The organism is Streptomyces inhibens (assembly GCF_022221585.1).
In the GTDB taxonomy this organism is placed as follows: Bacteria; Actinomycetota; Actinomycetes; order Streptomycetales; family Streptomycetaceae; genus Streptomyces; species Streptomyces inhibens.
Genome location: NZ_CP084681.1, coordinates 3,162,032 through 3,173,527 on the forward strand (window position 1 = coordinate 3,162,032; position 11,496 = coordinate 3,173,527).

Here is an 11,496-nt window from a genome sequence, read left to right on the forward strand (position 1 = left end):
TTACGTGAACATCCGCTCCCTCACTCGAGGCGACGGCGTGGTGATCGGAGCAGCGGTGTTGCTGTTCATCGCCTCGTTCCTCTCGACCTACTCGGCCGGCGACACCTGCGTCGGCAAGTACTGCCCCCAGACCTCCGGCCCGAACGCCTGGGACGGGCTCGCGCTGCTGATGAGCGTCTATCTGGCGGGGGTGATCGCGGCCGCGCTGATCGTTGTCGCGCGTGCGCTGCCGCAGCCGCGGAAGTTCGCCGGGCTGGAGATCGGCCAAGTGGGCGCCTCCCTGGCCCTCTTCGCCGCCTGGACCTCCTTCTGGACGATCATCGACAGCCGTGGCGCCGGCGCCGGCCTGATCCTCGGTCTGATCGCCGCGCTGGTCCTGGCCGGTGGCGCCCTCGCCACCCCGCTCGTCCCGGCCCTCAAGGTCGCCCTGATCGGCGCCCCCAAGCCGCAGGCCGCCGCCCCGTACGGGGCGGGCCCCAACCCGGGTTACGGCTACCCCGGCGCGCAGCAGCAGCAGCAGACGGGCCAGGGCTACGGCTACCCGGGCGGCCAGCAGCAGCAGCCGCAGGCCGGCCAGACCTACGGCCAGCAGGCGCCGGCCGACGCCTCGGCCGGCGGCCCGGCCGGAGCCACCCCGGCGGCCGGCGGCCCGGCGGACTTCGCGCCGTTCTGGTTCGCGGTGCCCGTCGCGCGCCCGCTGTACGGCGAGGACGGCTCGCCGTCGCCGATCGCCGAACTGGCGCCCGGCACCTGGTACCTCGCGGTGGAGCAGCGCGGCCAGGCCCTGATCGCCCAGACCCAGGACGGCCGGCGCGGTGTCCTGCAGGACACCACCGGCATCCAGCGCGGCTGACACCGGACGCACCACGGTCCTTTCCGGCCCCTCGCCCTCACGGGCGGGGGGCCGTTGCGCTGTTCGCGACCCGGTCGTACAGTTCGCCGGGCGAACGCAACTGACGCTTCGTCAGAAGATTCAGGCGTACGTCGGAACCGCGCGATGGGGCACCGTCGGAGAGAGGCGATCGGCATGCGACTCGGTCTGGCACTGGGCTACTGGGGCCGCGGCCCGGACCCCCGGCACCTCGAACTCGCCCGCGAGGCCGAGCGCCTGGGCTATGACTCGGTATGGACGGCGGAGGCCTGGGGCTCGGACGCCTTCACCGCGCTCACCTGGATCGCCGCCCACACCTCGCGCATCAAACTGGGCACCGGCATCGCGCAGATGGCCGCCCGCACCCCCACCGCGACCGCCATGCACGCCCTCACCCTCGACCATCTCTCCGGTGGCCGGCTGCTGCTGGGCCTGGGGCTGTCCGGGCCGCAGGTCGTCGAAGGGTGGTACGGGCGGCCGTTCCCCAAGAGCCCGTTGACCGCCACCCGCGAATACGTCGAGGTGATCCGGCAAGTCCTGCGCAGACAGGGGCCGGTGGAGGTGGACGGACTCTTCCACCCGCACCCCTACCGTGGCGCGGACGGCACCGGCCTCGGCAAACCGCTCAAGCCCATCACCCACCCGCTGCGCGCCGACCTCCCCCTGCTCCTGGGCGCCGAGGGCCCCAAGAACATCGCCCAGACCACCCGGATCGCGGACGGCTGGCTGCCGCTGTACTGGTCGCCGCTGCGCACCGGCGTCTACCAGGCGTCGCTGGCCAACGCCCCGGACGGCTTTCTCATCGCCCCCATGGCACGCGCCGTGGTCTGTGACGATGTCGCCGAGGGACTGCTGCCGGTCAAGGCCATGCTCGGCTTCTACATCGGCGGGATGGGCCACGCGGCCAAGAACTTCCACGCCGACCTGATGGCACGGATGGGCTTCGAGGAGGAGGCCCGGCGGGTGCAGCAGCTCTTCCTGGAGGGCCGCAAGGAGGAGGCCGTACTTGCCGTCCCCGACGCCTTCGCCGACGAGATCTCGCTGGTCGGCCCGCGCGAACGGATCGCGGAGCGGCTGGAATTGTGGCGCACGGGCCCGGTCACCGACCTGCTCGTCACCGCCCCGGACCCGCGGACGCTACGGGTGCTGGCCGAGCTGAACGCCTGAGCGGAGCGGGCCGCTCACTGGAACGACGCCCACCGGAGCCACTGGTCGAGCAGTGCGCGATCGCCCAGCACCTCGACCCGGTCACTGTCCGCGGGCAGCCTGCGGTAGATGACGGCGAGGAGGTCGGTGAGGGGGCCGCGCAGCGCGACCGCCGCCTTTTCGTGGGTGCGGCGGTGGGTGAGCCGCTCGCCCGTCAGGTCGAGGAGCCACTCGGCGTTCAGCTCGGGCGGGGTGTCGGTGGCGTGCAGGTGGAGGGTGCGGCCGGGGCCGAAGAGCTGCGCACCGCGCTCCGCATGGTGCGCGGTGACCAGCGGCAGGGCGCACAGTTGCAGCCACTCCTCCAGACAGTCGGCGGCGACCTCCGGCGGGACGTCGAATACGGCGCCCGTGGTGCGTGCCGCGTCGGCGCGGTGGATCACCGTCTCATGGGTCATCCGGCGGGCCCAGAATCCCGCCTTCTGCACCGGCGACCAGCTCCAGACCTCGGTGTCCGGGCCGGCCTCGCGCAGCGCGCTCACGAGCAGTTCGGCGCCGGCCGCGAGCCAGGCGTCCAGGGCTTTCGCCTCGTTGCCCTCGGGCCCGTCACCCTCGGGGACATCCGCTTCGTCGACATTCTTGGCGGCGCGGGTGGCGACGATGGTGCCGGCCCAGCGGTGCGCGCCGCCCACATGCCGGGCGAGATCGGCCAGCGTCCAGTCGGGGCAGGTCGGCACCGTCGCGGAGAGGTCGGTGTCGTGCAGCAGCGCCCGGAACTTCGCGGTCTCGCTGAGGAGTTCGGCGCAATAGCGGTCGTGGGAGAGTGAGCCGTGGAGAGTCATGCGGCGCACAGTAGTGTGCGGCCCGCCGGCTCAGCCTCCCATTTGTGCGGTGGTCGGCACCTCGTCGGTGACCTCCGCGCCCGCGCTCCGGCCCGCGCTCTTGACGTTGTTGATGACCTTCTCGAACGAACTGACATCGGCGGCGCCGGCATCGCCCTTGCGCAGCTTGATGCCCAGGTTCTTGAGGGAGTCGATCCCGCTGGAGAGCGGGGCGAGCGCCTTGGTCAGGGTCGGGTCACCCTTGGCGTTGTTCACCGCGGCCTTGAGCCTGCGGTAGGTGAAGACACCGGCCAGCCCCGCTTTGGCCAGCGCGAATGTCCGCCCCTTCGCACCCTTGGTGAACTTGCCCTCCTGGTACGGCTTCACGATCCACTGGTACGTGGCGCCCGCCGCCAGTCCCGCGTTGGCCACGAAGCGGGTCTTGGCGAACTTCTGCCGCTCCGCGGAGCCGGTGCCGCTGGGCGTCGTACCCGCGCCGGTGCCCTTGCCCGAGCTGCCGCAGGCCACGCCGCCGAGCGTCAGGGTGCAGACCAGCAGGAGCGCGAGGGCGGCCCGCCGGAAGGCGGCACGGGCATCGGCGAGGGGCGGGGAGAAGGGCACGGCGCGCCTCCGGCGGGCTCGGTCGTCTGCGGACACTCGTCCGCAGCCTGACCCGCCCGCCGGATTCCCGCCACCTGGGGTGGCCCGTACGGGGCCCCGTCTACCGGCAGCAGTCCGGATCGAGCCCGGTCGGCAGCCGCTCGCCCCCGAAGACCGAGGTGGTGGCCTCGTCGCCACCCAGCGCGGCCACCGCGAGCAGCAGCGAACCGGCGGTCCAGGAGGTCAGTTCGCGGGGCCAGATCGCGTCGTCGTCGAAGACATAACCGGTCCAGTACATGCCGTCCTCGGCGCGGAGGTGCTGCATCCACTTGAGGATCTGCACGGCCCGTTCGGACTCCCCCATCGCCCACAGCGCGAGCGCCAGTTCCGCGCTCTCGCCGCCGGTGACCCAGGGGTTGGGCAGCACACAGCGCACTCCCAGGCCCGGCACCACGAACTGCTCCCAGTCCGCGTCGATACGGTTCCTGGCCGCCTCGCCACGGAGCGCACCGCCCAGGATCGGGTAGTACCAGTCCATGGAGTAGCGGGCCTTGTCCAGGAACCGCTCGGGGTGGCTGCGTATCGCATGGCCCAGACGGCCGACCGCCAGCTCCCAGTCGGGCTGCGGCTCCTCGCGCGCTTCCGCGAGCGCGAGCGCACAGCGCAGCGCCTGGTAGATGGAGGACGAGCCGGTCAGCAGCGCGTCGTTGACGGGCGTGCCGTCGTCCTCGCGCTTCCAGCCGATCTCACCGCCGGGCTGCTGGAGCTCCACGACGTATTCGATGGCCGCGTAGACCGCGGGCCACATGTGGTCGAGGAAGGTCTCGTCGCCGGTGGACAGGAAGTGGTGCCAGACGCCGACCGCGATGTACGCGCAGAAGTTGGTCTCCCGGCCGCGGTCGGTGGGCGCGGCGGCGTCCCCGTCGGCGTACGCCGCGTACCAGGACCCGTCCGGGTTCTGATGCCGCGCCAGCCAGTGGTACGCGGCCTCGGCGCGCTCGTGTTCACCGGCCGCGTCCAGGGCCATGGCGGCCTCGGTGTGGTCCCACGGGTCGAGGTGGTGGCCCCGGAACCAGGGGATCGCGCCGTCCTCGCGCTGGGTCGCCAGGATGCCGGCGACCGTACGGGCCGCCTGTTCGGCGGTGAGCACCCCCGGCAGGACAAGCCGTTCGGTACGCCCGGGACTTGTCACTTGGCGGCCCCGGCGGAGGTCTTCGCGGAGGTCTTGGCAGCCGACTTGGCGGGGGCCTTGGCGCCGGACCTGGCGGGGGCCTTGGCACCGGACTTGGCGGGGGCCTTGGCGGACTCGCTCGCCCCCTCGGCGGCGGGCCCGGCGGCGGTCGAGGTATCCGGCAGATGCGGCTTGGTGGCGTAGACGACGAAGCTCTTGCCGATGACCGGGTTGAGCGCACGCTCGGCGAGCCGGGTGGCCAGCGGCTTCTTCATGATGTCCCAGACCAGCAGCTTGTGGTACGCCTGCACCGGCAGCGCTGCGTCCTTACCGTCCCTGCCCACTCCGAAGGCGCACTTGAGCCACCAGTAGGGGCTGTGCAGCCCGTGCGCATGGTGGGTGCCGTACGGCTCCAGGCCGGCCTCCCGCATCTTGCCGAGCAGCTCGTCACCGCGGTAGATGCGGATATGGCCGCCCTCGACCTCGTGGTAGGCGTCGCTGAGCGCCCAGCAGACCTTCTCGGGGCCGTAACGGGGAACGGTGACGGCGATCCGGCCGCCGGGGCGCAGCACCCGGACCATCTCGGCGAGCACACCCTTGTCGTCCGGGATGTGCTCCATGACCTCGGAGATGATCACGACATCGAAGCTGTCGTCGGGGAAGGGCAGGGCCAGCGCATCGCCCTCCATCGCGGTGGCGGAGGCGCCTGCCGGGGCCTCGCCCGCCTCCTTCATCGCGGCGAACCACTTGGCGACCTCACGGATCTCGTCGCCGTTCTGGTCGAGGGCGACGACCTGCGCGCCGCGCCGGTAACACTCGAAGGCATGCCGGCCGGCGCCGCAGCCCAGGTCGAGCACGCGATCGCCCGGGGCGAGCGGGAAACGGGAAAAGTCGACGGTCAGCACGGCGTTCTGCTTTCGTCCGGCGGTGGGTGGCGGTGATGGCTGCGAGAAGAAGTACGGTCCGTGGCCGCTCCGGCCACTAGAGACGTCCGGCGGTGCTCGGCGCGGGCACGGTGCGCGGGGTGCGGGCGGCGGCCCGGCCCTCGTTCAGGGCGATCGCCTCGCGGTAGCGCTCGGCGGTGCCGATGGCGGCCTGCCGCCAGGTGAAGCTGGCCAGCACCCGCTCCCGGCCGGCCGCACCCAGCCGGCGGCGCAGCGTCTCGTCGCCCAGGAGGCGGAGCAGTCCGCCGGCGAGCGCTCCGGCGTCGCCCGGGGGCACCGCGAGGCAGGTCTCGCCGTCCGGGCCGGCGACCTCGGGGATGGCGCCGCCGGTGGTGGCCAGCAGCGGGGTGCCGGTGGCCATCGCCTCGGCGGCGGGCAGCGAGAAACCCTCGTAGAGGGAGGGCACGCAGGCGATCTGGGCGCTGCGGACGAGGTCGACGAGTTCGGTGTCGCTGATGCCCTTGACGAACTCGATGGCGCCGGCGAGCCCCAGCCGTTCGATGGCGGCGGCGACCGGACCGTCGTCGGCGCGCTTGCCGACGACCACCAGATGCGCGTCGGGGTTCTCCGTGCGCACCTTGGCGAGCGCCTCGACGAGGTGGATCAGGCCCTTGAGCGGCACATCCGCGCTGGAGGTGGTGACGATCCGGCCCGGCACCTCGGGCACCGACGCATCCGGCGAGAACAGGTCGGTGTCGGCGCCGATGTGCACCACATGGATCCGGCCGGGCGACACGCCGAGATCGTCGACGATCTCCTGGCGGGAGGAGCCGGAGACGGTCAGCACGGACGGCAGCCGGCGGGCCACACGCTTTTGCATACGGGTGAAGCCGTACCAGCGGCGGACCGAGGCGCGGCGCTTCCAGTCGCCGGCGGCAGCCAGATCGAGCCGCCGGTCGACGGTGATGGGGTGGTGGATCGTGGTGACCAGCGGGGCACCGAGCGCGCCGGGGCCGCCGAGCAGGCCGTAGCCGAGGGTCTGGTTGTCGTGGACGACATCGAACTGACCGCGGCGGGCGGCGAGGTGGCGCCGGGCCCGCAGCGAGAAGGTCAGCGGCTCGGGGAAGCCGCCGGTCCACATCGTGCCGACCTCAAGGGCGTCGATCCAGTCGCGGTACTCGCCGCGCCCGGGCGTACGGAACGGGTCGGGCTGACGGTAGAGGTCCAGGCTCGGCAGCTCGGTCAGCGTCACCCCGTCGTCGAGGACGGGATAGGGCTGGGCACCGATCACCTCGACGGTGTGACCGAGGCGGGCCAGTTCGCGCGAGAGGTGGCGTACATAGACACCCTGACCGCCGCAGAACGGGTTCCCCTTATACGTGAGCATCGCAATGCGCAGGGGACGCTCGCCGTTCGTCGGAGCGGAGGCCGAGAGGGCCTCTGCGGGGCGAGGCGCGGCTGTCTGGACGGCCTCTGCGGTCACGCTCGGCCCCCTTCTCACTGGACTTTCGCCGGAGCGTAACCGCTGGCGGTAATCTAGAACAAGTTTCAGAACTGATTGGCTACTGATCAGTTCACCGAACTTCGAATCTACCGGCCGAGAACGATGCGAAAAGAGCCGCACCAGGTGATTCGCGCCACCACCCGCCCCCCTGCCATGCTGTGCCGATCACACCACCGGCACTCACCGCATCGCGGAGGGAATGCCACGGAATGGGAAATATGACTACGGAATCCAAGGCGGCCAAGCCGGCGCTTCCCGCGAGTCCTCCCCTGACCGAGCGTCAGGAGGCCCGGCGTCGCCGCATCCTGCACACCAGCGCCAAGCTGGCGTCCCGTGGCGGCTTCGACGCCGTGCAGATGCGCGAGGTCGCCGAGTCCTCGGGCGTCGCGCTCGGCACCCTCTACCGCTACTTCCCCTCCAAGGTGCATCTGCTGGTCGCCACCATGCAGGACCAGCTCCAGCACATGCACGAGACGCTGCGCAAGCGCCCGCCGTCGGAGCAGGACCCGGGCGCACGGGTCGCCCAGACCCTGATGCGGGCGTTTCGCGCACTGCAGCGCGAGCCGCATCTCGCGGACGCGATGGTGCGCGCGCTGACCTTCGCCGACCGCTCCGTCAGCCCCGAGGTGGACACCGTCTCCCGGCTGACCACCGCGATCATCCTCGACGCCATGGGGCTGGACGGCCCGGCCACCCCGGAGCAGCTCTCCGCGGTCCGGGTCATCGAGCACACCTGGCACTCGGCGCTGATCACCTGGCTGTCGGGGCGGGCCTCGATCGCGCAGGTGAAGATAGACATCGAGACGGTGTGCCGGCTGATCGATGTCACCGCGCCCGATCACTCACGTTAACCCCACCGCCGACGCGGGTAGTTGGCCCGTAGGGGGCCCTCCGAACCCCTACGGGACCACCGCCCCCACCCCTTAGGGAGCCCCCGCCCCGCCCCGAGCCACTCACTCCTCCGGCGGGAAGACCGCCTCACCACTGCCGGCGACGGTGACGATGATCGCCTCCACGGGGCACCCCTCGGCCGCCGCCAGCACGCTCTCCGCGGCATCCGCCACCGGCGTCACGGGGTGCGACTGCCGGGCCGAGTCCAGCCGGAAGTCGTCCGGTGCCGCGCCGACGCACATCCCCGAGCCGATGCACACGCTCCGGTCCACCTCCACCTGCCAGCGGTCCGCCATCAGGCACCCGCCGGCAGATGGATCATCTTGTGCTCCAGATATTCACCGAAACCCTCGGGGCCGAATTCCCGCCCGATCCCGGAGTTCTTGTAGCCGCCGAACGGGCCGAGCATGTCGATACTGAAGGTGTTCACCGAGTACGTACCGGTGCGCACCTGCCGTGCGAGGTCGATGCCGTGGTCGACGTCGGCCGTCCACACCGAGCCGGAGAGCCCGTAGTCGGAGTCGTTGGCGATCCGTACCGCCTCCGCCTCGTCGTCGTACGGCAGCAGACAGATGACCGGGCCGAAGATCTCCTCGCGGGCGATCCGCATGGAGTTGGCGACCTCGCCGAAGAGTGTCGGTTCGACGTACCAGCCCGTCGGCTGCCCCTTGGGGCGGCCGCCGCCGGTCAGGACCTTGGCGCCTTCCTGCTGGCCGAGCGCGATGTAGTCCAGCGAGCGCTGCTGCTGCCGGCAGGCGACCAGCGGACCGACCTCGGTGGCCGGATCCAGCGGGTCGCCGACGGCCAGTGCGCCCGCCGCCGCGGTGAACCGCTCGGCGATCTCGTCGTAGCGGCTGCGCGGCGCGAGGATCCGGGTCTGGGCCACACAGGCCTGGCCGTTGATCATCCAGGCGAACGGCACGATGCCGGCCACCGCCGCGTCCAGATCCGCGTCCGGCAGGATCACCGCGGCGGACTTGCCGCCCAGCTCCAGCGTGACCCGGCTGAGGTTGCGGGACGCGACCTCCATGACCCGCTTGCCCGCCGCCACCGAGCCGGTGAACGACACCTTGTCCACGCCCGGGTGCCCGACCAGGTACTCGCTCACCTCGCGGTCGGCCGGCAGGATCGACAGCACGCCCTTCGGCAGTCCGGCCTCGGTCGCGATCTCCGCGAGGAGGTAGGCGTCCAACGGGGTCTCCGGCGAGACCTTCAGCACCACCGAGCAGCCGGCCAGCAGGGCCGGCGCGAGCTTGGCGGCGGCGGTGAACTGCGGGACGTTCCAGGGCACCACGGCCGCGACCACCCCGACCGGCTCGCGCCGCACCAGCAGCGGCCCCAGCACCCCGGCCCGGCGCTCCTCGAAGGTGAAGTCACGCGCCACCGTGAGCGCGGAGTCCCACACCAGCATCGCGGCCAGCGACTGCACCATGACGCCCGAGGTGAACGGGGTGCCGTTCTCGGAGCTGATGACCCTGGCGATCTCCTCGCTGCGCGCCGCGAAGGCGTCCTTGATACGGGTCACCACCGCGATCCGGTCCGCCAACGGGGCGTTCGCCCACACCCCGGACTCGAAGGACGTACGGGCCGCGGCCACCGCGCGGTCGACATCGGCCCGGGAGGCGTGCGGGACGCGGCCGATGACCTGCTCGGTGTGCGGGGAGACGACCTCGATCGTGTCCCGGCCGGCCGGATCGACCAACTCTCCGCCTATGTAGAGCTTTCCGTGCTCGACGAGGTCGCTCATCGCTGCCGCCTCCTGCGGGTTGGCCGCCTGTCCGACGTGTGCTCCCTGACTGTCTGACGCTGCGTCAGAATTCTCACTGCATCAGGAACTGATACCAGTTCTAGTTGAAGGAGTCCACGACGGCAGCAGAATCCCAACTCCCCGGAGAGGAAGGGCCACTTCAGGCCGTATTGAAACCAGTTCTAGTTATAGTGAGGGGGCGGGGACCAGGTGTATGCCACACCGAGAGGGGAACGGGATGACGACGCAGGTGACCGACCACCGGGGCGGGGTATGGAGCATCGCCGTCCCCATCCCGGACAACCCGCTCGGCCACACCCTCGTCCACCTCCTGGAGACCGACCGCGGACCGGTGCTCATCGACACCGGCTGGGACGACCCGGACTCCTGGGACACCCTCGTCGCCGGCGTCGCCGCCTGCGGCTTCACCCTCACCGACATCCACGGCGTCCTGATCACCCACCATCACCCCGACCACCACGGTCTCTCCGCCAAGGTCCGGGAGGCGTCCGGCGCCTGGATCGCGATGCACGCCGCGGACACCGCGGTGGTCCGCCGCACCCGCGAGGCCGAACCGGGCCGGTGGCTCGACTACCTGATCGCCAAGCTCACGACGGCGGGCGCACCGGACGACCATCTGGCGCCGCTGCGGGAGGCGCGCGCCAAAGGGAGCGGCCGCAAGCTGCCCGGCCGACGGGCGGCGCTGCCGGACCGCGAGATCGACCCCGGCGAGCTGCTCGATCTGCCCGGACGCCGGGTACGCGCCATCTGGACGCCGGGACACACTCCGGGACACGTCTGCCTGCACCTGGAGGAGGACCACCCCTCGGGGCTGCCCCAGGGGTTCGGCCGGCTGTTCTCCGGCGACCACCTCCTGCCCGGCATCACCCCGCACATCGGCCTCTACGAGGACCCGGACGACGATGGGGGTCCCCCCTGCTCATGGGGGTCCCCCCGCTCGGGCGAAGCCGAGAGTGGGCGAAGAGTTGAGAGCTTGGGGGAAGGCACCGACCCCCTCGGCGACTACCTCGACTCCCTCGAACGCATCGGCCGACTCGCCCCCGCCGAGGTGCTGCCCGCCCACCAGCACGCCTTCACCGACGCCGAAGGGCGCGTACGCGAGCTCATCACCCACCACGAGGACCGGCTCTCCGGCCTGCGCACACTGCTCCGCGAACCCCGCACCCCCTGGCAGCTCGCGGTGGCCATGGAGTGGAACCGCCCCTGGGAGCAGATCCCCTACGGGTCCCGCAACATCGCCGTCTCGGAGGCCGAGGCACATCTGCGCCGGCTGGTGAAGCAGGGGTATGTGGAGATGGTGACGGGTTCGGATCCGGTGAGGTATCAGGCGGTGTGATCGCGGGATGGCCGCGCGTGGTGGCTGCTGTGGCCCGACGGTGTACGGCTGCCGGGCGTGCGCGTACCGCCCTCGCCGAACGGGCAGGCGGCCCGGTCGGGCTGTGCGCCTACCGCCCTCGCCGCCGGTCTCCGCACGGACCGGCCCGCTCCGGCCGCCGATCTCCGCACGGACGCCCCACCGCCGATCTCCGCACGGACCGGCCCGCCCCCGGTTCGTACGTGCGAGCCAGGGCCGGCCGGGCGCCGGTTAGGGTGTGCGGGACAACTTCATCCGTATCCGATCGGGGGAAGCCGGTGTAAATCCGGCGCTGACCCGCAACCGTGAGGACGGCCCGTCCGCGCACCGCGACCCGCGCGGCACACACGGCCGTACGAGCCGGAGCACCCGATGGGACACGACCAAGGCTCCCGCCACCGGAACCGCCTGCCCGCGCGGACGGCCGGTGCGCGGCACCGTCGAGGTATACGGAGCTGAGCCCGGTGCCACCGCGCCCGATCGGAGGAT

At 71.7% G+C, this 11,496-nt stretch carries 11 protein-coding genes and 1 riboswitch; of the genes, 4 read left to right on the forward strand and 7 right to left on the reverse strand.

Annotation, left to right across the window (positions count from 1 at the left end; genetic code table 11):
* The first annotated feature begins 4 nt into the window (after positions 1 to 4).
* Together KI385_RS14590 and KI385_RS14595 are read left to right on the forward strand one after the other, a co-directional pair.
* Positions 5 to 853 carry a DUF5336 domain-containing protein gene (locus tag KI385_RS14590; protein ID WP_238572637.1) on the forward strand — a complete coding sequence of 283 codons (849 nt, stop codon included), beginning with the start codon at positions 5 to 7 and terminating at the stop codon, positions 851 to 853.
* A 174-nt stretch (positions 854 to 1,027) separates the two neighbouring features.
* Positions 1,028 to 2,038, forward strand: a complete 1,011-nt coding sequence (locus tag KI385_RS14595) for an LLM class F420-dependent oxidoreductase (protein ID WP_238572638.1) — start codon at positions 1,028 to 1,030, stop codon at positions 2,036 to 2,038.
* 14 nt (positions 2,039 to 2,052) lie between these two features.
* On the opposite strand, the gene KI385_RS14600 is transcribed toward KI385_RS14595, so the two are convergent.
* The 5 genes from KI385_RS14600 to KI385_RS14620 form a co-directional block, all read right to left on the reverse strand.
* Positions 2,053 to 2,856 (reverse strand): maleylpyruvate isomerase family mycothiol-dependent enzyme, encoded by an 804-nt coding sequence (locus tag KI385_RS14600; protein ID WP_238572639.1) that lies wholly within the window; start codon positions 2,854 to 2,856, stop codon positions 2,053 to 2,055.
* A 30-nt stretch (positions 2,857 to 2,886) separates the two neighbouring features.
* The gene (locus KI385_RS14605) at positions 2,887 to 3,456 is read right to left on the reverse strand and encodes a hypothetical protein (RefSeq protein ID WP_238572640.1); all 570 of its coding nucleotides are present in this window, start codon (positions 3,454 to 3,456) and stop codon (positions 2,887 to 2,889) included.
* Positions 3,457 to 3,556: 100 nt separating this feature from the next.
* Entirely contained in the window at positions 3,557 to 4,627 is a 1,071-nt protein-coding gene (locus tag KI385_RS14610) for a prenyltransferase/squalene oxidase repeat-containing protein (protein WP_238572642.1), read from the reverse strand.
* Positions 4,624 to 5,511 (reverse strand): class I SAM-dependent methyltransferase, encoded by an 888-nt coding sequence (locus KI385_RS14615; RefSeq protein WP_238572643.1) that lies wholly within the window; start codon positions 5,509 to 5,511, stop codon positions 4,624 to 4,626. The genes KI385_RS14610 and KI385_RS14615 overlap by 4 nt, the downstream gene beginning before the upstream one ends.
* A gap of 76 nt (positions 5,512 to 5,587) precedes the next feature.
* Positions 5,588 to 6,973, reverse strand: coding sequence for a glycosyltransferase family 4 protein (locus KI385_RS14620; RefSeq protein ID WP_238572644.1), 1,386 nt, complete (start codon positions 6,971 to 6,973; stop codon positions 5,588 to 5,590).
* Between the two features lie 239 nt (positions 6,974 to 7,212).
* Here KI385_RS14620 and KI385_RS14625 point away from each other — a divergent pair, with 239 nt between their 5' ends.
* Positions 7,213 to 7,845, forward strand: coding sequence for a TetR family transcriptional regulator (locus KI385_RS14625; RefSeq protein ID WP_238572646.1), 633 nt, complete (start codon positions 7,213 to 7,215; stop codon positions 7,843 to 7,845).
* A gap of 102 nt (positions 7,846 to 7,947) precedes the next feature.
* Here KI385_RS14625 and KI385_RS14630 read toward each other — a convergent pair whose 3' ends face one another.
* Positions 7,948 to 8,181, reverse strand: a complete 234-nt coding sequence (locus KI385_RS14630; protein WP_238572647.1) for a ferredoxin — start codon at positions 8,179 to 8,181, stop codon at positions 7,948 to 7,950.
* Positions 8,181 to 9,632, reverse strand: coding sequence for an aldehyde dehydrogenase (locus tag KI385_RS14635; RefSeq protein WP_238572648.1), 1,452 nt, complete (start codon positions 9,630 to 9,632; stop codon positions 8,181 to 8,183). The genes KI385_RS14630 and KI385_RS14635 overlap by 1 nt, the downstream gene beginning before the upstream one ends.
* Positions 9,633 to 9,870: 238 nt before the next feature.
* On the opposite strand from KI385_RS14635, the gene KI385_RS14640 reads away from it, so the two are divergent.
* Positions 9,871 to 10,989 (forward strand): Strvi_7410 family MBL fold metallo-hydrolase, encoded by a 1,119-nt coding sequence (locus KI385_RS14640; RefSeq protein WP_238572651.1) that lies wholly within the window; start codon positions 9,871 to 9,873, stop codon positions 10,987 to 10,989.
* Between the two features lie 229 nt (positions 10,990 to 11,218).
* Positions 11,219 to 11,345, forward strand: a riboswitch (cobalamin riboswitch).
* Positions 11,346 to 11,496 lie beyond the last annotated feature (151 nt).

Coding starts and splice junctions, on each gene's coding strand:
- KI385_RS14640 (WP_238572651.1), top strand. CDS start 9,871: ATGACGACGCAGGTGACCGACCACCGGGGCGGGGTATGGAGCATCGCC.
- KI385_RS14595 (WP_238572638.1), top strand. CDS start 1,028: ATGCGACTCGGTCTGGCACTGGGCTACTGGGGCCGCGGCCCGGACCCC.
- KI385_RS14635 (WP_238572648.1), bottom strand. CDS start 9,632: ATGAGCGACCTCGTCGAGCACGGAAAGCTCTACATAGGCGGAGAGTTG.
- KI385_RS14625 (WP_238572646.1), top strand. CDS start 7,213: ATGACTACGGAATCCAAGGCGGCCAAGCCGGCGCTTCCCGCGAGTCCT.
- KI385_RS14630 (WP_238572647.1), bottom strand. CDS start 8,181: ATGGCGGACCGCTGGCAGGTGGAGGTGGACCGGAGCGTGTGCATCGGC.
- KI385_RS14600 (WP_238572639.1), bottom strand. CDS start 2,856: ATGACTCTCCACGGCTCACTCTCCCACGACCGCTATTGCGCCGAACTC.